Raw genomic sequence first — 20224 nt, forward strand, 5'->3', positions numbered from 1 at the left:
GACAGTGCCCGCAGTTATACGATTTTCAAAGGGTCCGTGCACGAAGGCCGAAAAACCTGTATAGTTCGGTTTGTGCACTGCGACATCGCGCCGTTTCCTGAAAACCTTCAGGTCAGGCAGCAGCAAGGCAGTCATCCAAGCAGCACCGCAAACCCCAGGCAGCTCATTAGAGCGCCTTTCTAAAGCCCTCCCGCCCTGTGTGTCGTTTTCAGACACCGTCCCGGCGCAAAGCTTTTGTGCCGAAATTTCTTTCATTCTGAGTCATTTCGTTTGTTGGTTCGCGTTGCATTTTTTCGTTCGCGCCCTCCGTGCGAGCGTATTTGATTTATTCCGAAAGTACAGATCACATGAGTTTTGAAGCCCTAGGCCTCCACGCGTCCCTCGTCCAGGCTGTTGCCGATACCGGCTACACCACCCCAACGCCAGTCCAGGCGCAAGCCATTCCTGCCGCCATCGCCGGCCGCGACCTGCTGGTCTCGTCGCAAACCGGTTCGGGCAAGACCGCCGCCTTCATGCTGCCAGCACTGAACAAGCTGGCCAACGCTGAAGAAACGCCAGCCGGCAAGACCGCTGCGCAAGAAGCGCAGGCTGCCCGCGCCAAAGGCGAGCGCGTCCGTTTCAAGGCTGCCCAGCCAAAAATGCTGGTGCTGACCCCGACCCGCGAATTGGCCCTGCAAGTCTCGGCTGCAACCGAACAGTACACGGCCCACATGCGCCGCCTGCGCTGCGTCTCGATCCTGGGCGGCATGCCGTACCCGAAACAGATGCAACTGCTGGCCAAGAATCCTGAAATCCTGGTCGCCACCCCAGGCCGCCTGATCGACCACATGGAATCGGGCAAGATCGACTTCTCGCAGCTCGAAATCCTCGTGCTCGACGAAGCCGACCGCATGCTGGACATGGGTTTCATCGACGACATCGAGAAAATCGTCGCCGCGACCCCGTCGGCCCGTCAAACCATGCTGTTCTCGGCCACGCTGGATGGCGTCGTCGGCAACATGGCACGTCGCATCACGACCGATCCGATGACGATCCAGATCGCCAGCGCGACCAACCGCCACGAGAACATCTCGCAGCGCGTCCACTTCGTCGACGACCTGTCGCACAAGAATCGCCTGCTGGACCACCTGCTGCGCGACGAATCGATGGACCAGGCCGTGGTCTTCACCGCCACCAAGCGTGACGCCGACACGATCGCCGACCGCCTGAACATCGCCGGTTTCGCTGCTGCCGCACTGCATGGCGACATGCACCAGGGCGCCCGTAACCGCACGCTGGACAGCATGCGTCGTGGCAGCATCAAGGTGCTGGTCGCGACCGACGTCGCCGCACGCGGTATCGACGTGCCGAGCATCACCCACGTCGTCAACTACGACCTGCCGAAGTTCCCGGAAGACTACGTCCACCGCATCGGCCGTACCGGTCGTGCTGGCCGTAACGGTGTCGCCGTCTCGCTGGTGAACCACGCCGAAAGCATGAACGTGCGCCGCATCGAGCGTTTCACGCGCCAGCCGATCCCGGTCGCTGTCGTCGAAGGTTTCGAGCCAAAGCGCGCCGCAGCACCAGCGCGCGCCGGCTGGAAGCCAGGCGACGGTCGCAGCCCGTCGGCCAAGCCGGCATCGCGCGGTTTCTCGAAGCCATCGGGCGCGCGTGAAGGCTACGCCGACCGCGCCGCCAGCGGTTCCCGTGGTGCGCCATCGGAAAGCCGTTACGCCGACCGCGGTCCGCGTGAAGCCGGCCCGGCGCGCGCGCCAGGCGCTGCACCACGTGCGCCAAGCGCGCCACGTGACGGCAACCGTTTCAGCGCCCCGCGTGAAGGCCAGCCGGCCCGTCGCGAAGGCGGTTACAAGGGTGCCCACCCACGTTCGGCCGACGGCGTGCGTCGTTCGTTCGGCGAGTAATCACCCTGCGTGAACCAGGAAACGGCTGCTTCGGCAGCCGTTTTTTTATGGGCGCCGAACGCGAGGGCTTGAACCTTACGATGTAGGGTGGACGGCTATGCCGTGCACGCGTCCAAATCAATCTCGCTCTGTGGCATGCGAAAGCGAGTTGAACGCGTGGGCGGTAAACCCGCCCACCCTACCCGGCAGCGGTTTTTCATGGGCGCCACTTCCATTTCAGGCACCCCGCCTGGCACGTCCACGCCACATGGTGGATAATCCAAGACGATCAACGATTACCGGACATCCCATGAGCATCAGCGACCAACCCATCAAACTCACCTCGTTCTCGCACGGCGGCGGCTGCGGCTGCAAGATCGCGCCCGGCGTGCTGGCCGAGATCCTGAAGTCGTCGCACGGTTTTCCCGTGCCGAAGGAGCTGATGGTTGGCATCGAGACCGCCGACGACGCCGCGGTCTATAAGCTCAACGATGAACAAGCCCTGATCGCCACCACCGACTTCTTCATGCCGATTGTCGACGATCCGTTCGACTTCGGCCGCATCGCCGCCTGCAATGCGATTTCCGACGTCTATGCGATGGGCGGCACGCCGATCATGGCGCTGGCGCTGGTCGGCATGCCGATCAACAAGCTCCCGCTCGACACGATCGGGCAAATTCTGCGCGGGGGCGAGTCGATCTGCGCCGAAGCGGGCATCCCGATTGCCGGTGGCCACACGATCGATTCGGTCGAGCCGATCTATGGCCTGGTTGTGCTGGGCCTCGTGCATCCGTCGAAAGTCAAACGCAACGCCGACGCCCGCGATGGCGATGTGCTCATCCTCGGCAAGCCGCTGGGCGTCGGTGTACTGTCGGCTGCGCTCAAGAAGGACAAGCTGGACGCCGACGGCTACGCGGCGATGATTGCCAATACCACCAAATTGAACAAACCCGGTCGCCTGCTGGCCGACATGCCGGGCGTGCATGCGCTGACCGACGTCACCGGCTTTGGCCTCCTGGGCCACTTGCTGGAACTGTCGCGCGGCGCGAAGCTGCATGCCACGCTGGACATGCCGGCCATCCCGCTGCTGCCGGGCGTCCTGCAGCTGGCGCAGGATGGCTACTTCACGGGTGCCTCGGGCCGCAACTGGGAAGCGTATGGCAAGGACGTGCAGCTCGACGCGGCGATCCTGCCCGAGCAGCGCGCGCTGCTGACCGATCCGCAAACCTCGGGCGGGCTGCTGGTGGCCTGCGACCCGGCGGCCGCCGACGAGGTGCTCGCGCTGTTCGCGCGCGAAGGCTTTGCCGACGCCGCGATCATCGGCCACATGGCTGCCGGCGAGCCGGGCGTGAGCGTCAAGCCGTAACTGGACGCATGGCAGGCATGGCAGGCGTCAAACGAACAGTTTGTCGCGCGCGAGCGTGCTGATCGCCACCGTCGCCGGGTGACTCATCCGGCGCTCGGTGGTGATCGCATACACCTGCTCGACCACCCCGTCGATCTGGCCCAGCGCCACCACCTGGTATTGCTGGCTCACCTGCGCCGCAATCACCGTCGGCACGAAGAACACCCCTGCCCCTGACTGGCCGAACGCATTCATCATCGCGCTGTCGTCGAATTCGCCGACGATGTGCGGATGCACCTCGGCCTGCTCCAGCCAGCGCAACAGGCGCTGGTGAATCGCAAAATCCTCACCCGGCAATAACATCGGTGCATTGTGCAGGCAGGCCGGAAACGGCTGATCGAACGTGGCCGCCAGCGCCTGCGTGCACAGCGCCGTCATCGGACTCTGGCCGAGAAGGTGGTTGTACGCGCGCACGCTGAAATGCCCCGGGATCGGGCGGTCGGCAATGACCAGGTCGAGACGGTGCACGGCCAGGTCGGCGATCAGGCTATCGAGCCGACCTTCGCGGCAGATCAGCCGCACCGGCTCCTTGAGTTTCAGGGCCGGCTCAACAAGCTGGCAGGCAATCAGTTTCGACACCGAATCGGCGCAGCCAATACGAAACGACATCGTGGCGAAGCTTTTGTCGCGCACCAGTTCAAGCAATTCGTCACCGGTGCTGAAGATCGTCTCGGCATAGCTGACGATGCGGCGGCCCGTGTCGGTCAGCTCGAGGCTGCGGCCCGACTTGCGAAACAGCGCCACGCCCAGCGCTTCAGCGAATTCGGACAATTGCCCCGAGATCGAATGGGGCGTCAGGTTCAGCTGCGAGGCCGCCTTGGCGATGCTGCCCGTCTTGGCCACCATCCAGAAGTAACGCAGGTGCTTGTAGTTCAGCGCAGACATGGATTCTCCAATACATCGAGAAATTCGATTTAATAGGAAATTATATTCGATTTGTACGATGCTTCCTACTGCCCTATAGTCAAGCCTTCACCACAAAACTGAAGGTGCCATACCAATGACACATCCTGTCCAACATTCCTGCGCAAGGGCGCAGGGCAACCGGCCGCTTGCTGCGCGATCTGAAGGGAGCACCCCATGAACGGTCTGGAAACAATTGCAAGCCCCATGATGTGGGCTGGCTTCGTCGGCTTCGTGCTGGTGATGCTGGCGCTTGACCTGTTCGTCTTTGGCGGTAACAAGGCGCACAAGGTCAGCGTCAAGGAAGCGGGTATCTGGTCGCTGGTCTGGGTCAGCATGGCCCTGCTGTTCAATGCCGGCCTCTGGTGGTATCTGAAAGGCAGCGTCGGCTCGGAAATCGCTGACCAGAAAGCGCTGGAGTTCTTCTCCGGCTACCTGATCGAGAAAGCCCTGTCGGTCGATAACGTGTTCGTGTTCCTGCTGATCTTTACCGCATTCCAGGTGCCGCAGCAGTATCAGCGCCGCGTCCTGATTTACGGCGTGCTCGGTGCGATCATCATGCGCGCCATCATGATCAGCGCAGGTGCGTGGGTCGTGAGCGAATTTAGCTGGGTGCTGTACCTGTTCGGTGCGTTCCTGCTGTTCACGGGTATCCGCATGCTGGTGGCCGTCGATGCAGAGCCTGACGTCGTCAACAACCCGATCCTGAAGTTCGCCCGCAAGCACCTGAAAGTGTCCGAAGGCGACCACGGCGAGAAGTTCTTCGTGCGAATCAACGGCGTGCGTTATGTCACCCCGCTGTTCCTGGTGCTGATCCTGATCGAAGTGACCGACCTGGTGTTCGCGGTCGACTCGATCCCGGCAATTTTCGCGATCACGACCGATCCGTTCATCGTGTTCACATCGAATATGTTCGCGATCCTGGGTCTGCGTGCGCTGTACTTCCTGCTGGTGGACGTGGCTGATCGCTTCCACCTGCTCAAGTATGGCCTGGCGATGGTCCTGACCTTCATCGGTGTCAAGATGCTGATCATGCCGTGGTACCACGTGCCAGTGCAGGCTTCGCTGACCGTCGTGGCCGTGCTGATTGCCGGTAGCTGTATCGCCAGCCTGTTCATCACGCAGAAGGACAGCGGCAAATAAGCTCGTTGTTAGCCAGTAGCGCCCGAACGGCGCCAGGAGCACCCGGACTTACCGGGCTGCGCCTGGCGCCGTTGTCATTGGGGCTTGCGCGGCGTCGTCGGGCGTCTTGCCGACCCGCTCATATTCTGCAATCACCTGCGCGCCCAGCAACAGCAGCGTCGCCGCGATCTCGAGCGAAAACATGACGACAATGGCCGTCGTCATCGAGCCATACACGAGGTTCACCTGCGACAGCGTCGAAAAATACCAGACGAGGATATGGCGCGCCGCTTCCCACAGCAGCGCTGCCGTCACGCCGCCGATGGCGGCATGCCACAGCGACAGCCGGCCCACCGGCATCACCAGATAGATCGAGGTGAGCACGAGAATCTCGCCGATCAATCCAAGCAGATACAGCAGCGCACCTGACACGCCATTCAGCGACCACTGATAATTGAACAGCCACACGCTTTCGCGCCCCATGACCTGCAGCGCGCCGGCCACGAGCGTGACGACCATGATTCCCACGCCCAGCGCCAGGATGTAGCAGTACGGCAGCACGGCCGAAACCAGATAATGCCGGCGCCGGATTGCCACGCGGTGCACGAAGATCACGCTCATCGCGTTTTCCAGCACCGTGAAGGCAAGCGAGCTGAAGAACAGCATCGTGACCGCCAGTACCCAGGTGATGAGTTGGCGGTCATCCAGAAAGTGGGCCACCTCGGCGACGATCGGGGCCGACTGCCCCGGCATCAGCAGTTGCAGGTAGCGGCTGAGCGTTTCCAGCAATTCGGCCGGGTCGATGAAGTGCGACAGCACGACCATCACCAGCATCAGGAACGGGACGATCGACAGCAGCGCGTAATAGGCCACGGCGCCCGCCAGCAGCAAGCCCTGGTTGGCGCGAAAACCTTTCAGGACTTGCAGCGTGAACTTGAGCGGATGGTTCAGAATATAGACATTGGCGCGCTGATCTTTCAGACGCGCCGTCCAGTCACGCCGACGACTCATCGTGCGAGGCGAATGCCGGAAAATTGCCAGCGTGCGCCTGTCGGGAAGAAGTTACGGTAGCTGGGCCGGGCGTGACCGCCAGGCGTGGCGCAGGACGAGCCACGCAAGACATACTGGTTGATCATGAACTTGCCGTTGTATTCGCCGATGGCGCCCGGCGCCGGTGCGAAGCCGGGATACGGTGCGTAGCTGCTGCTGGTCCATTGCCAGCAGGCTCCGAACATCTGTTGCAGGCCGGCGCCGCTGGCGGCGTCCGGGTGGTGCGCCGGGCCGCTGCCAAGGCAGGCCTGGCGCGCCGCGAATTCCCATTCGAACTCGGTCGGCAGGCGCGCCCCGGACCAGCGCGCGAACGCATCGGCCTCGTACATCGAGACATGGGTGACGGGCAGCTCTGCATCCAGCGGTTGCAGGCCATGCAGCGTGAACTCGTACCAGCCATCGGCCTCTTCCAGCCAGTACAGCGGATGCGTGATCTCGCCGCTGCTGACGCGGTCCCAGCCCTCGGCCAGCCACAGCGCCGGATCGCGGTAACCGCCGGCCTCGATGAAGGCGCGGTATTCGCCATTGGTGACCAGGCGCGATACCAGCGCGAACGGTGCCACATAGGTGCGGTGGCGCGGCAATTCATTATCGAAGCAAAAGCCCTTGCCGCCATAGCCGGCCTCGGCCAGGCCACCTTCAAAATCGAGCCACGCCAGCGCCTCGGCCGGCACAGACGGGGCCATGGCATCCGTCGCATACGCCGGGTACAGCGGATTTTGCGCGAGCAGATGCTTGATGTCGGTAAGCATCAATTCCTGGTGCTGCTGTTCGTGCTGCAGGCCCAGTTCGATCAGCGTGGCCAGCGTCTCGTCGATCCCGCCAGCCAGCAAGTCGGCGATGCGGCGGTCGACGTTCGCGCGATACTCTCTGACGACATCCATCGCCGGGCGCGTGAGCAGCCCGCGCTGGGCGCGCGGATGCTTGTTGCCCACGCCGTTGTAATACGAATTGAAAAACACCCGGAACGCCGGATGAAACGGCGCGAAATTAGCCTCGCGCGGCTCGAGGATGAAGGTTTCGAAGAACCACGTCGTGTGCGCCAGATGCCATTTCATCGGGCTGGCGTCCGGCATCGACTGCGCAACGCAGTCTTCGTCGGACAAGCCCTCGGCCAGCTGCAGCGAACGGGTACGTACCTGCGCAAAGGCGCGCAGCAAGCTGTCATCGCGCATCATGTTCATGATGCGATCGCCTGTGCGTGAATGACCGCGAACCAGCGCTGCGGATCGGTCCAGACGCGCGTGGCCTCGAAACCGGAGCGCTCCAGCAGCCCGATTGCATCGGCCTGCTGGTATTTGTAGCTGTTCTCGGTGTGAATGCGCTCGCCGGCCGCGAAGCGGCGCTCGCCGCCGCGCCAGTGCACGGTCTGCGCCGAACGCGCCTCGAGGTGCATCTCGATGCGGCCCATGGCCGCGTTATAGGCGCCCCGATGTTGCCAGCCCTTGATGTCGAAGTCGCCGTCGATCAGGCGGTTCACGTGGCGCAGCAGATTGAGGTTGAAGGCCGCGGTGACACCCAGCGCGTCGTCGTAGGCGGCGTCGAGCGTGGCGGAATCCTTGGCCAGGTCGATGCCGATCAGCACGCCCCCGTCGTTGCCGCACTGCGCGCGCAGGCGCGTCAGAAAACCCTGCGCTTCGTCGGGCGTGAAGTTGCCGATCGACGAGCCGGGATAAAAGAACAGGCGCCTTTCGTCATTGACCTGGGGCGGCAGTTCGAAGGTTGATGAGAAATCCATCCCCAGCGCCTCCATCGCGATCTGCGGGAACCGCTGGCGCAGGCGCGTCAGTGCGTCGTGCACGAAGTCGGTGGAGATATCGATCGCCACGTACTGCGCCGGCTGCAGCAACGGGAACAGGCCCGCCGCCTTGGCGCAATTGCCGGCACCAAGGTCGATTAGCGTGGCGCCGGTGCCGGCAGAGCGGGCGATTTCGGCGCCATAGCGCTCGAAAATCGACGCTTCGGTGCGCGTCGGGTAATACTCGGGCAGCTCGCAGATCGCCTCGAACAGTTTCGAGCCAAGCGCGTCGTACAGGTATTTGGGAGATATCCAGGCGGCTGGCGCCTGCAGACCGGTGTGCAGTTCGTCGGCGTCGTGCGCGCTGTGACGGGGCGCGGCGACGTCTTCAGGTGTACAGGATGTCAGCATAGGGTTTATCATTCGTGCCGCCACGACGCACCATGCGAGATGGCCTGTGAGTTTTGCTTCGCGTAGTTCTGTGTAATTCTTCGCGTATTGCTTTGTGTATTGCTGTTTTAGCTATCATAGCGGATTCCCCGGATTCGCCTAGCCTGCCTCACGCCAAGCGTGCTGCCCCCCGGGTCAGCCCCGTTTCATTACTTTTTAGACAAGAGCCTCCATGACCCTGTCCTTCCGCCGCAATGTCCTTAAAACCCTGTGCGCCGCCGCTGCCGGCACGCTGCTGATCGCAGGCGCCGCCCACGCACAGAGCAACGGCGTGCTGCGCGTTTCGGCCATCCCCGACGAGTCGCCGACCGAACTGCAGCGCAAGTTCAAGCCGCTGGGCGACTACCTGGCCAAGGCCACGGGTCTGAAGGTGGAATTCACCCCGGTGACCGACTACGCCGCTTCGGTCGAAGGCCTGGTCAACCGCAAGATCGACATGGTCTGGTTTGGCGGCTTCACCTTCGTCCAGGCCAACGTGCGCAGCAAAGGCCAGGTCACGCCGCTCGTGCAGCGCGTGGAAGACGAAAAGTTCCGCTCGGTGTTCATTACCACCGTGCCAACCATCACCAAGCTGGAAGACCTGAAGGGCAAGACGCTGGCCTTCGGTTCGGAATCGTCGACCTCGGGTCACCTGATGCCGCGCTCGTTCCTGCTGCAAGCCAACGTCAACCCTGACACTGACCTGAAGCGCATCGCGTTCTCGGGCGCGCACGACGCGACCGTGGCTGCGGTTGCCGGCGGCAAGGTCGATGCGGGCGCGCTGAACATCTCGGTCTGGGAAAAACTGGTCGAAGCGAAAAAAGTCGATCCAAAGCAGGTGCGCGTGTTCTACACGACCCCTGGCTACTTCGACTACAACTGGACCGTGCGCACCGACATGGACCCGGCCCTGAAGAAGAAAATCACCGACGCCTTCCTGACGCTGGACGCTTCGACCCCGCAGGGCAAGGAAATCCTCGAACTGCAACGCGCCACCAAGTTCGTGACCACCAAGACCGCCAACTACGGCGCGATCGAAGCCGCGGCGAAAAACGCCGGCCTGCTGAAGTAAAGACGTCATGGCAACCTTTCGCCTGCGCGGCGTGACCGTGCGCCACCTGGCAGGCAGCCGCGCGCCTGCCCTGCACGCGCTCGATCTGACGATCGGCGCCGGTGAACAGGTTGCCCTGATCGGCCCGTCCGGGGCCGGCAAGACCACGCTGCTCGCAACGCTGGCTTGCGCGCACCGACCGAGCGAGGGCGCGCTGGAGATCCTGGGCCAGGATCCATGGAACCTGTCGCACGATGCGCGCCATCGGCTGCGCGCGCACCTGTTCCTGGCGCCGCAAACACCCCCGCTGCCGGCGCGCCAGCGCGTCGTCACCGCCGTGCTGGCCGCGCGCTTGCCGCACTGGACGCTGTGGCAGGCTTTGAAGTCGCTCGTGCGCCCGCATGACCCAGACGCGGCGCATGCCGCGCTGTCGCGCTTTTCGCTGGGCGACAAGCTGTATGCGCGCGTCGACCGGCTGTCCGGTGGCGAACGCCAGCGCTGCGGCCTGGCGCGCCTGCTGCTGTCCGATGCCGAAGCATTACTGGTCGACGAGCCGATCTCGGCGCTCGACCCGGCCCTGGCCCGCCACACGCTGGCCACGCTGCGCCAGGAGGCCGCGCAGCGCAACGCCACACTGGTATGCAGCCTGCACCAGGTCGATCTGGCGCGCGAACAGTTTGCCCGCCTGGTGGGCCTGCGCGACGGGCGCATCGTGTTCGACGCACCGCGCGAGCAGGTCACCGACACCATGATCGCCGACCTGTACGCCAACGAGAACGTCGAGCCGCACGTGGCGCCGCCACACGACACGCCCGCACAAATCGCCGTCGGCGCCTGTTTCTAGGCATGACGAGCAAGGCAACACTTCATCCCGACCCGGCCTGGCGCGCGCGCCTGATGGGCGCCGTCGTCTTCGTCCTGCTGCTCTATCCGCTGTTGGTCGCAGCCGAATTCAAACCATGGCTGCTATTCGACGCGCAAAGCCTGCGCGCGGCCGGCGGCTTCCTGAGCGATTTCCTGACGCCCGAAACCGATCCCGCCTTCCTCGCGATGGTGCTGCGCGAAACCTGGCAGACGGTGGCCATTGCCACCGCCGGCCTGACGCTGGCGCTGATCGTCGCCATTCCCGCCACCTTCGTCATCAGCGAACGCCTGTCGATCTCGCGCCTGGGCACGGGCCGCATTCGCCCGCTGGCCGGCGTGGTGCGCCAACTCCTGCGCTGGATCCTGATGGTGCTGCGCTCCGTGCCCGAGCTGGTATGGGCGCTGCTGTTCGTGCGCATCGTCGGCCTGGGGCCCACGGCCGGCGTGCTGGCGATCGCGCTGTCGTATTCGGGCATGCTGGCCAAGGTGTATGCCGAAATCCTCGAATCGTCCGACGCGCATGCGACCGACGTGTTGCTGGCCAATGGCAGCGCTCGCCTGCCGGCGCTGCTGTACGGCGCCCTGCCCGATGCGAGCGCCGAACTGGTGTCGTACACCGTGTATCGCTGGGAATGCGCGATTCGCGGCTCGGCCGTGATGGGCTTCGTCGGCGCCGGCGGCCTGGGCCAGCGGCTCGATGAATCGACCAAGATGATGGCCGGCGGCGAAGTGGCGACCATGCTCATCATGTTCGTGCTGCTGGTCGCCGGCGCCGACCTGGTCTCGAAACTGCTGCGCCGGAGGATCGGATGAAGGCAGACACCACCCCGCTCACCCCAGCCACAGCGATCCCGGCCCCGCCGCCGCGCCAGATCGGCACCTGGCTCATTCTCGGCGGCCTGCTCGCGCTGATCGTCGCCAGCTTCGCCTCGCTCCCGCTGCAGTGGAGCGCGTTCTTCACGCGCGAAGCGATCGATTCGGCCTCCGAATTCCTGGCCGGCTTTGCGCCGCCCGACACCGCCCCGGCCTTCCTGGCCAAGACACTCGTCGCATTCTGGGAAACGCTGGCCATGTCGGCCATCGGCACTATCCTGGCGGCGCTGGTCGCCCTGCCGCTGGCGCTGGCCGGCGCCGGGCGCATGGGCCGCGCGGCGCGCGCCGTGACGCGCCTGGTGCTCAATGTGCTGCGCTCGATCCCCGAGCTGGTATGGGCGGCAGTGCTGCTGGTGCTGGCGGGCCTGGGGCCGCTGGCCGGGACGCTCGCGCTGGCCGCGCACACGGCCGGCGTGCTGGGGCGCCTGTTCGCCGATGCGCTGGAAAACATCGAGCCGCACGCCGAACAGAGCCTGCGCACGAATGGCGCGCGGCCGCTGGCGGCGTTCTTGTATGCGACGCTGCCCCAGGCGCTGCCGCAGATGCTGTCGTACACGCTGTACCGCTGGGAAAACAATATCCGCGCCGCGGCCGTGCTGGGCGTGGTCGGGGCCGGCGGCCTGGGCCAGATGCTCAAGTACCACCTGTCGCTGTTCCAGATGCCCAGCGCTGCCACGGTCGTGATCGCGATGCTGGTGCTGGTGGCCCTGGTCGACGCTGCCAGTTATGCGCTGCGCCGCGCCCTGATGCGTTGATCTTCGTGCGCTAATACTGATGCGCCAACCCTACTCACTGACCCCTCACCCGATGCTCGAACTCGACCAGCTCACCAAATCGTATGGCGGCCGCACCGTGCTGGCCGAACTCTCGCACGTGTTCCAGGCCGGCGAATTCGTCGCGATCATGGGCGAATCGGGCGTCGGCAAGTCGACGCTGCTGAACCTGATCGCAGGCCTGGACACGCCCGACGGCGGGCGCGTGATCATCGACGGCACGCCGATCTCGAACCTGGACGATGACGCCGCCACGCGGCTGCGCCGCACCCGCATGGGCTTCATCTTCCAGGCCTTCCACGTGCTGCCGCACCTGACGCTGCGCCAGAACGTCGCGCTGCCGCTGCTGCTGAACAAGGCGCCGCTCGATCGCGCCGACGCGATGCTCGACGCGGTGGGGTTGCACGGGCGCGGCGGCGACTTCCCGCGCCAGCTCTCGGGCGGCGAGATGCAACGCGTGGCGATTGCCCGCGCGCTGGTGCATCGCCCGGCCCTGCTGCTGGCCGATGAACCGACCGGCAACCTCGATCCCGAGACCGCCGGCAGCATTTTGAAACTGCTGCGCGACGAGACGCGCGCGCACGGCGCCGGTGCCATCATGGTCACCCACTCCCACGCCGCAGCTGCCATGGCCGACAAGGTCCTGCTACTGACCCACTCGGGGCTAAAATTAGCGTAAGTTCCGAGAAGAAACGCTCGATTACGCCGAATTTAGTTAAATGACCCGAATCGTGCGCGACGCAATCGTAGTAATATCGCAACGACCTGCCACAAACGGCTGTCAAAACAGGCAGGAATTATCCAGAACCACCGGTCTGTCTTGAATCATGTTTTCATCGGGGAGAATCGACATGACCGTACGACAGAAAAAACAGGAATTGCTCGAAGCGATGCAACGAGCGCGCGAGCTGGAGCCGCCGAGCTTTGTGCCCAACAAGCTGCTCGACACACTGATCGAGCGCATGCAACTGAAAAATGACGCTGAGCTGTGCCGTGTACTGGAAGTGCAGCCCCCGATCATCAGCAAGATCCGCCATCGCAAGCTCAATGTCGGCGCGACGATTCTATTGCGCATGCACGAAAAATCGAACATCCCGATCCGCGAGCTCAAGGAACTCACCAACGCCTCGGCGCTGCACTGACGGCGCGAGCGTCACGCCGTCAGTCCTGCAGCGTCAATCCTGGGCCGGTGGCCGCCCGGTCTTGAGCTGCGGCAGCGCCGCCAGCACGCCTTGCAAGGTCGCCACGTCAAGCTGGCCCAGCAAAGCCACGCCAATCCGCAGCAGCTCGCTCTTCTTGACGTCGACACCGGCGCGCAGGCAAGCCTGCTTTACCTCCAGCAGCACCGCATACTCGCTCTCCGGCATCGTGAAGCTGTCGCGCACCAGCGCCGGGCGCGCTTGTACCGCAGTTGCGCGCTCCACGATCGGCACGACTGGCGGCTTGGCCGCGCTGCGTGGCGTGGCCGGTTTTCGGGCCGGGTTGCTGGCCAGCGCCCTGGCCGCCGACTTGACGACCGACTTCACGCTGGCTTTTGCTGCGGGCCTGGTGGGCGCAGCTGGTGGCGCGACGATCTTGGCGGGCTTGGCCGCTTTGGCGGCGGCCTTCACAGGCTTGGCCGGTTTGGCAGGCTTGACGGTGTTTGCAGCTGCAGGCGCGGCGCGGGGTGCTGATTTGGCGGCAGGTGTGCGGGGCATGAGCCGCTCCGTCGTTGAGAAGGCAAACAATATAAACGATTTGGCAGTGTGCTGTCGGACAAGAATGCACGATGGGTAAAGACATCGCGCCGGCAGCCGACGCCAATCCGGGTGACAATACAGGCCTCATAGAGCGATGCTTCTGTTTTTTCGAAGTAAAACTTCGGCAAACTCCTCTTTTACAGGAGATACACCTGAATTATCCTGCCAAAGAGACGACTCTGCTGTAAACTTGTCGACGCCGCGAGATGCGTCTCGCAGGCACCCTGCGCACCCCAGTAATTTATGAACCCGACCCAGGCCAGTATGCGCACCAAGACTCAATGGATCCTGCCGGTGCTGTTTGCCGCCGCGCTGACCCTGCTGCTCCAGCATTTTATCGGCTCGATCGCGTGGGCCGGCCTCCTGGCCGTGATCACGTGGCCGCTGCACCAGCGCATGCTGCGCCGTGGCTGGCCGCCGCTGGCCAGCGCCACCTTCATGCTCGTGCTGCTGCTCGTCAGTTTCGTAGGGCCGTCCGTCCTGCTGTTCCATACGCTCAGCAGCGAACTGGCCAGCCTGCAGCGCCTGCTCATCAGCTTCAACCAGACCGGCGTGCCGGTACCGGCCTGGCTCAGTGGCCTGCCGCTGGTGGCCGAACCGGCCGTCACCTGGTGGCTCGAACATCTGTCCGTGCCGGGCGGCCTGAACGCGCTCGTGCGCACGACCCTGGGCGACTTCATGCCGCACCTGACCGACACGGCGCGGGTCTGGGGCTCGACCATCCTGGCCAATGCGCTGTACCTGTTCCTGACGCTGCTGACGCTGTTCGTCCTGTACCTGCACGGCGCGGCGGTGATGCACTACATCGACGGCGCCGGCCAGCGTCTGGCGCCCGTCCAGTACGCCAAGCTGCGCCGCGTGCTGCCGCTGTCGGTGCGCGGCACGGCGCTCGGTCTGGGCTCGATCGCGATCCTGGAAGGCATCGTGCTGGGCGTGGCCTACTGGATCGCCGGCGCGCCGGCCCCGGTGCTGCTGGGCGTGATCACCGGCTACCTGGCCCTGATCCCGGGCGGCGCGCCGCTGTCGTTTACGATGGTTTCGCTGCTGCTGTTCGGTCAGGGCAATTCGGCCGAGGCGCTGGGCCTGTTCACCTGGGGCGCGGTGGAGCTGTTCCTGGTCGATAAATTCATCCGCCCGAAGCTGATCGGCAAGCGCGTCAACCTGCCGTTTCTGGCGGTGCTGTTCGGCCTGCTGGGCGGCGTGTCGACGCTGGGCGTCATCGGCCTGTTCGTCGGCCCGTTGATGATGGCGATCCTGTTCGGCTGGCTGCGCGACAGCACGCCGGCAGCGCCGCTGGTACTCACCCCGGTGGCAACCAACACATCAAGCGATACCGAGCGGGTGCGCTAGCGCTCCAACGACGGCCCCGGCGCGCTGGTGCATGTCCCACAGCGCGCCAACGCGCAGGCCGGCAGTCACCGGCGTGACCGCCGCGATCCCGAGTTCTTCCATCAAGCCAGACAGCAGCGCCAGCCCGCCCGCCAGATGCACGCCCTGGCGGGTGGCGATCAAGGCGTCGCGCAACCCCGCCAGATCGGCCTGTGTCAGCGGCTTGCCCACGTTCTCGTCCCGCTGCGCGAGCCCGGCCAGCGCGCGCACCGTGCCGCACGCGCCATACGCCATGTCCCAGCCGCGCGCGCCAAACCCGGCTTCGGCGAAGCGGCTGCGGCTCGAGCGCACCGCGGCATCGAAACCCGCCGCGTCGATCCGTCCGTTGGCGAAAAACGTCAGGCTCTGGCGTACTGCGCCGAGCGCGAACGATTCGATGCGCTGGATCTCGGCGCCCTCCCCGATCACCAGCTCCGTCGACACGCTGCCGATGTCGAGCACGAGCCGTGGCGCACAGTCGGCCGCGCCCAGGGTATTGGCCACGCCCAGATAGACCAGGCGGCCGGCTTCGTCGCCCGCGATGATGTCGACCGGATGACCGAGCGCACGTCCGGCCGCCGGCAAGAACAGGGATGCGTTACGCGCCATGCGCAAGGCGGCCGTGGCCACGACCCGCACGCCGTGCGGCCGCCAGGCGTCGAGCACATCCCGGAACTGCGCCAGGCAGGCCAGCGCATGCCGTAGCGCCACGCTGCCGAGCATGCCGTCTTCGTCGAGCGACGCCGACAGCGCGACCTTTTCGCACATGGTCGCGACGAGCTCGAGCACGCCATCATTGAAACGGCCGATGTGCAGGCGAAAACTGTCCGAGCCAAGCTCGACAGCTGCATAGGTGGGGGATTCCTGATCGATGGGCGACATGGCTCATGAGCATAAGCTGCCACCGTGACGGGCTCGTTACATGGACCTGCGAGAAACGTCCGCGCGCCAGATATCGGCGAGCGCTAGATATCGGCGAGCGCTTCGCTGGCGGGCGCGACGCGGTTGCGCCCGGCCTGCTTGGCTTGCTGCATGGCCTCGTCGGCGCGCTGGAACAGCGAGGTCGTGCTGTCTTCGGGGCGGATCGTCGTCACGCCGAAGCTGGCCGTGAGCTTGATCATCGCCCGCTCGCTCTTGACCGGCGTGGTGTCGATGACCGCGCGGATGCGCTCGGCCACCATCACGGCCTCATCAAGGCTGGTGCGCGGCAGCAGGACGGCGAATTCGACCCCCACCACGCGCCCCAGCTGGTCGCTATCGCGTAACTGGCGCCGGCACAGCGCCACCATCTGGTGCAGCACCACGTCGCCGGCCGGATGGCCATAGCTGTCATTGACGCGCTTGAAGCCGTCCAGGTCGAACACGATCAGCGCCGTCGGCAGCCCGGGCCGGCGCGCCAGCGCCAGCCATGGCGCGAGCAGCTGGAAGAAGCCGCGGCGGTTCGGTGCATCGGTGAGCGGATCAATGGTCTCGAGACGCTCGAGCGTGTCCTGCAGACGTTCACGCGTCAGCAGCAGCACGCCGAACGCATTGCCCAGCAGGAGCAGGTACAGGGCGCCGCTGGAGAATTGACTCAGCAGGTCGTTCGAGAGCCAGCCCCAGCCACGCGGCAGCAGCAGCACCGACAGTCCGCGCGCCGCGACCACCAGCGCCAGCGCCGCCGTGGCCAGCGCCAGGAAGCGTTGCAGCAGGCTGGCATCGCGCCAGCGCCAGGCGAGTGCCACCGCGCCGGACAGGTAGAACGCGCCCAGCAGGAGCGACGCAGCGACACTGCGCAAGCCTTCTTCATCGACCAGGTAGCACAGGAAGAAAACCAGAATTGCCACGCCGCACAGGATCAGCGTCGGGGTGCGCCAGGCAGGCCGGCGCGCCGCTTCCCACGAGGCGCCCGCCTCGATCGCCACGCCGGCGAACAGCAGCGCGTAGCCACCGGGGATCGAGATGGGGGCCGGCACGACGCCCGAGTCGCCCAGTGCCAGCAGCAGCCAGGCGCCGCCCTGGACCTGTTTCGACAGACTCCAGAACGTCATCGCAGGGGCGCGAACGGGACCATGATTGAAAAAGGTCAGCAGCGCGCACAGGGTCAGGTTACCCAGCGCGAGCACCAGCACCATCGTCGACGCATCCAGCATAGGCATGTCATTACTCATGTTCGGCGTTCCGGGGTGCCGGCACCAGGCTGGCTGGCCGGGGCGCGGGGTCAATAATTCGCGCCTGGGGGCCGGCAGACGGCGCACGGGCGGCTGAGGGCCAGCTTATCAGAAAGAGATGCCTTGCAACAAGCCAACCCTGCCCTCAGCCGGCGAAGCGGTTGAAGACCTCGCGCACGGCCAGGCCACCACCGCCAATGAGCACGCTGAAATAGATAATCGTCACGACATTGCTGATGTGGCCCAGCAGGATGCAGACGCCATCGCGCTGCAGCAAGCCGATGGCCAGGAACAGGATCGCCACGGCCGGGAACGTATTGCTGAACGGGATCAGGCCGAACGGCATCATGAGCAGCACCGCGCCCAGGATCAGGGCCGCGTTGTTGAAGAACGCGACCGGACCGACTGCGACCAGCCACTGGATGCGGTTGGGCTTGCTGACGCGCTCGAGCTTTTTCAGCCACGACAGCGCCTTGCGCAGCAGTGGGCGCAGCTTGCGCGTACCGATGACGCGGTGCTCGAGCTTCGACGGAATCCACAAATCGCGCCCGGACAGGCGGCTCACGCTGATCAAGAGGATCGCGGCGCCAAACACGGTGCTCACGCCGGGAATCGAAATCGGGATCAGGAACACCAGCGTGAGCAGGGCCACGAGGATCAGCAGGCCGTCGTTGCCGACGCTGCGGATCAGTTCACTGAGGGTGATGCCGGTGCGCGGCATCGAGCGGACCAGCGCGCGCAGGCGCTGGGAAACGGGTGGTTCACTGTGCATGGTGTTTTCTTGTGGTGCGTTCGGCTAGCCGAACAGGGTGGCTACTGGCCGACGCAAATGATCCGGGTCTCGTACTCGGCCGCTTTTTCTTTCTTGGTCGCGGCCCAGGCGATGACTTCGTCGGCTTGTGCGATCGTCATGATCGTCGCCTTCTCCTTGTTCTTGATGAAGGAGACGCCTTCGAACTTGCCTTCCTTGCTGCGCATGACCTTCGCGAAGACCGGTGGTTTCTTGCCGTCGTCCGACCGTTTGTCCTGGCGGACGAGATAACGCTGCTCTGCTGGTTCCATAAAATAATCCGTGCTTGATCGATCAAACCGCTATTTTACGGTGCGCGCATTGGCCGCACGTGAAAACTTCACCGCCCCACGACGCCGATCACCTGGACCAGCACGATCTTGAGCACCGTCATCGACGGAAAAATCATCGCATAACCGATATCGGGGCGGTCCGTCGGCGCGATCCGGTTGGCAAACGCGAGGATGGCCGGATTGCCCGTGGTCCCGGCCACGATGCCCACCACGCTGTCGAACGGCAGGCGAAACACGAACAAGGCAATCACCATCGTGACGACCACGAGCGTGGCCGCAATCGCGCTACCCAGCAGCAGATACAGCAAGCCATCGTTGGCGATCGCGGCGGCGAACGTCGCGCCCGACGAGATGCCCACGACCGCCAGAAACAGCGTCAGGCCGAAATTGCGCAGGACGAGGTTGGCCGGGATCGGCATCGCCCACTGGAACATGCCGCTACGGCGGCGCCAGCCAAGCACCAGTGCCACCAGCAGCAAGCCGGCAAACCCGAACGAAAACTGCCCGATCAGCGGCAACGGCCACACGATCGCGCCGAATGCCAGCCCCAGCGTCACGCCGACACCGATCCCGATATAGCTCACCTCCCCCGTGCTGCGCACCGAGTCGCCGAACAGCTTGCGCAGCGCAGGAAAGCTGCTGCGCGGCGCGAGCACGCCAATGCGGTCGCCCAGTTCGAGCAGACGCGCAGGGGTCAGGACCAGGTCGGCATCCCCACGCCGCAAGTGCAGGATGCGCGCATTGAGTGCGACCGGGAGGATCAGCGCACTTAATGGCAAGCCGGCCATGCTGGCGCTGGAAACGAAGAAGCGATCGTAGTCCAGATCGCTTCGGTCGTGCAGCATGGCGCCCGGATTGGCCGGGCCGAAGCGCGTGGCCACCTCGTGCAGCACCCCCTGGTCATTGCCCGCGACGAGCAAGCGGTCGCCTGGCTCGATGCGCATCGCGTTGTCAGCCACCAGATTGTGCTCGCCGCGCCGCAGCGCGACGATGGCAACACCGTCGGGCAAACGCGCTGCGGCTTCAAGCAGGGTCATGCCCAGCACGGAGAATTCGGCCACGTCGATTTCTTCGAGATGCAGCGCGGAGGATGCCGGCGCGGCGGTTTTAGGCTTGAACACGGCGTTGTACAGTCCGAGCAGCAGGATGGGCACGGCCACGCCGACCGGGTACGCGACCGAATACCCGGTCGCAGCGGACGTGCCGAACACGGCCAGCGCCGCTTGCAGCGCGGCAGTGCTGGTGCCCGCGCCGGCAAAGGCGCCCAGCGCTTCGGGCAAGGCAAAGACCGGGAACAGCCAAGCCACGCCGACCGCGAGCGCCAGCGCCGTGATAACCGCCAGCAGCGCTGCCAGGTTCGCCTTGATGCCGTCAGGCGTCGTCAAGCCGCGGAAGAACTGGGCGCCGTAGGCGATGCCGACGCCGTAAAGAAACAGCAGCAGCCCCAGGTTGCCGAGCATGCCGGGCAGAACCAGGTCGGGCACCGCTGCACCGACCGCCAGGCCGACAAACAGCACCGCGCCGGAACCGAGCGACAGACCCTTCACGCTGACCGCCCCCAGCAGGTAACCGGCAGCGATGGTGAAGAACAGCGCAAACATCGGCTGGTGGCTGAAGAACGTGGTGATGGCGGTCATTGGCGTTGCCTGGTTGCATATGTGTGATGCAGTCTACGGCATGGGGAGGTGATTGCCCGGGGTTACTGCGATATAAACGCCGTGGGGATAGCCCGATGAGCACAGTCAGGGGCAAATACGCATAAATTGCGATAATAAACTTCGATCAACGCTTACGAT

General features: G+C 64.7%; 20 protein-coding genes. 10 read left to right on the forward strand and 10 right to left on the reverse strand.

Annotation, left to right across the window (positions count from 1 at the left end; translation table 11 throughout):
- The first annotated feature begins 347 nt into the window (after nt 1-347).
- Both RCH14_RS19270 and selD read left to right on the forward strand, forming a co-directional pair.
- Complete coding sequence (locus RCH14_RS19270; RefSeq protein ID WP_343027716.1) at nt 348-1901, forward strand: DEAD/DEAH box helicase; 1554 nt, start codon at nt 348-350, stop codon at nt 1899-1901.
- A gap of 289 nt (nt 1902-2190) precedes the next feature.
- Nucleotides 2191-3246, forward strand: a complete 1056-nt coding sequence (gene selD, locus RCH14_RS19275; RefSeq protein ID WP_343027717.1) for a selenide, water dikinase SelD — start codon at nt 2191-2193, stop codon at nt 3244-3246.
- A gap of 27 nt (nt 3247-3273) precedes the next feature.
- Here selD and nhaR read toward each other — a convergent pair whose 3' ends face one another.
- Nucleotides 3274-4170, reverse strand: a complete 897-nt coding sequence (gene nhaR / locus RCH14_RS19280; RefSeq protein ID WP_343027718.1) for a transcriptional activator NhaR — start codon at nt 4168-4170, stop codon at nt 3274-3276.
- A 195-nt stretch (nt 4171-4365) separates the two neighbouring features.
- Here nhaR and RCH14_RS19285 point away from each other — a divergent pair, with 195 nt between their 5' ends.
- A complete protein-coding gene (locus RCH14_RS19285) occupies nt 4366-5331 on the forward strand; it encodes a TerC family protein (RefSeq protein ID WP_343027719.1) in 966 nt (321 codons plus the stop codon).
- A 48-nt stretch (nt 5332-5379) separates the two neighbouring features.
- Here the strand turns inward: RCH14_RS19285 and RCH14_RS19290 are convergent, their stop codons facing one another.
- The 3 genes from RCH14_RS19290 to egtD are packed head-to-tail and all read right to left on the reverse strand — an operon-like array spanning nt 5380 to nt 8509.
- Nucleotides 5380-6321, reverse strand: a complete 942-nt coding sequence (locus tag RCH14_RS19290; RefSeq protein ID WP_343027720.1) for a YihY/virulence factor BrkB family protein — start codon at nt 6319-6321, stop codon at nt 5380-5382.
- On the reverse strand, nt 6318-7544 hold the full coding sequence (gene egtB, locus RCH14_RS19295; RefSeq protein WP_343027721.1) for an ergothioneine biosynthesis protein EgtB: 1227 nt from the start codon (nt 7542-7544) through the stop codon (nt 6318-6320). Before egtB ends, RCH14_RS19290 begins: the two co-directional genes overlap by 4 nt.
- Complete coding sequence (gene egtD / locus RCH14_RS19300; protein WP_343027722.1) at nt 7541-8509, reverse strand: L-histidine N(alpha)-methyltransferase; 969 nt, start codon at nt 8507-8509, stop codon at nt 7541-7543. The genes egtB and egtD overlap by 4 nt, the downstream gene beginning before the upstream one ends.
- A 211-nt stretch (nt 8510-8720) precedes the next feature.
- Here egtD and RCH14_RS19305 point away from each other — a divergent pair, with 211 nt between their 5' ends.
- From RCH14_RS19305 to RCH14_RS19330, 6 genes are all read left to right on the forward strand, one after another.
- Nucleotides 8721-9599, forward strand: a complete 879-nt coding sequence (locus RCH14_RS19305) for a putative selenate ABC transporter substrate-binding protein (protein ID WP_343027723.1) — start codon at nt 8721-8723, stop codon at nt 9597-9599.
- Between the two features lie 7 nt (nt 9600-9606).
- Complete coding sequence (locus RCH14_RS19310) at nt 9607-10422, forward strand: ATP-binding cassette domain-containing protein (protein WP_343027724.1); 816 nt, start codon at nt 9607-9609, stop codon at nt 10420-10422.
- Between the two features lie 2 nt (nt 10423-10424).
- Nucleotides 10425-11255, forward strand: coding sequence for an ABC transporter permease (locus tag RCH14_RS19315; RefSeq protein ID WP_343027725.1), 831 nt, complete (start codon nt 10425-10427; stop codon nt 11253-11255).
- The gene (gene phnE / locus RCH14_RS19320; protein WP_343027726.1) at nt 11252-12070 is read left to right on the forward strand and encodes a phosphonate ABC transporter, permease protein PhnE; all 819 of its coding nucleotides are present in this window, start codon (nt 11252-11254) and stop codon (nt 12068-12070) included. Before RCH14_RS19315 ends, phnE begins: the two co-directional genes overlap by 4 nt.
- 52 nt (nt 12071-12122) lie before the next feature.
- Nucleotides 12123-12767, forward strand: a complete 645-nt coding sequence (locus RCH14_RS19325) for an ABC transporter ATP-binding protein (protein WP_343027869.1) — start codon at nt 12123-12125, stop codon at nt 12765-12767.
- Nucleotides 12768-12939: 172 nt separating this feature from the next.
- On the forward strand, nt 12940-13230 hold the full coding sequence (locus RCH14_RS19330) for a hypothetical protein (protein WP_343027727.1): 291 nt from the start codon (nt 12940-12942) through the stop codon (nt 13228-13230).
- A 33-nt stretch (nt 13231-13263) separates the two neighbouring features.
- On the opposite strand, the gene RCH14_RS19335 is transcribed toward RCH14_RS19330, so the two are convergent.
- Nucleotides 13264-13785, reverse strand: coding sequence for a hypothetical protein (locus RCH14_RS19335; RefSeq protein WP_343027728.1), 522 nt, complete (start codon nt 13783-13785; stop codon nt 13264-13266).
- Nucleotides 13786-14091: 306 nt separating this feature from the next.
- Between RCH14_RS19335 and RCH14_RS19340 the strand changes: the two genes are divergently transcribed.
- Nucleotides 14092-15177, forward strand: coding sequence for an AI-2E family transporter (locus tag RCH14_RS19340; protein WP_343027729.1), 1086 nt, complete (start codon nt 14092-14094; stop codon nt 15175-15177).
- Here RCH14_RS19340 and RCH14_RS19345 read toward each other — a convergent pair.
- The 5 genes from RCH14_RS19345 to RCH14_RS19365 form a co-directional block, all read right to left on the reverse strand.
- A complete protein-coding gene (locus RCH14_RS19345; protein WP_343027730.1) occupies nt 15151-16077 on the reverse strand; it encodes a hypothetical protein in 927 nt (308 codons plus the stop codon). The two genes, RCH14_RS19340 and RCH14_RS19345, sit on opposite strands and share 27 nt — an antisense overlap.
- A gap of 83 nt (nt 16078-16160) precedes the next feature.
- Complete coding sequence (locus tag RCH14_RS19350) at nt 16161-17333, reverse strand: GGDEF domain-containing protein (protein ID WP_343027731.1); 1173 nt, start codon at nt 17331-17333, stop codon at nt 16161-16163.
- Between the two features lie 157 nt (nt 17334-17490).
- Complete coding sequence (locus RCH14_RS19355) at nt 17491-18117, reverse strand: exopolysaccharide biosynthesis protein (RefSeq protein WP_343027732.1); 627 nt, start codon at nt 18115-18117, stop codon at nt 17491-17493.
- A 41-nt stretch (nt 18118-18158) separates the two neighbouring features.
- Nucleotides 18159-18407 (reverse strand): hypothetical protein, encoded by a 249-nt coding sequence (locus tag RCH14_RS19360; RefSeq protein WP_343027733.1) that lies wholly within the window; start codon nt 18405-18407, stop codon nt 18159-18161.
- A gap of 68 nt (nt 18408-18475) precedes the next feature.
- Nucleotides 18476-20065 (reverse strand): TrkA C-terminal domain-containing protein, encoded by a 1590-nt coding sequence (locus tag RCH14_RS19365; protein WP_343027734.1) that lies wholly within the window; start codon nt 20063-20065, stop codon nt 18476-18478.
- Nucleotides 20066-20224: the final 159 nt, after the last annotated feature.

The sequence above is a fragment of the Massilia sp. MP_M2 genome, from assembly GCF_039123635.1.
GTDB lineage: Bacteria > Pseudomonadota > Gammaproteobacteria > Burkholderiales > Burkholderiaceae_D > Telluria.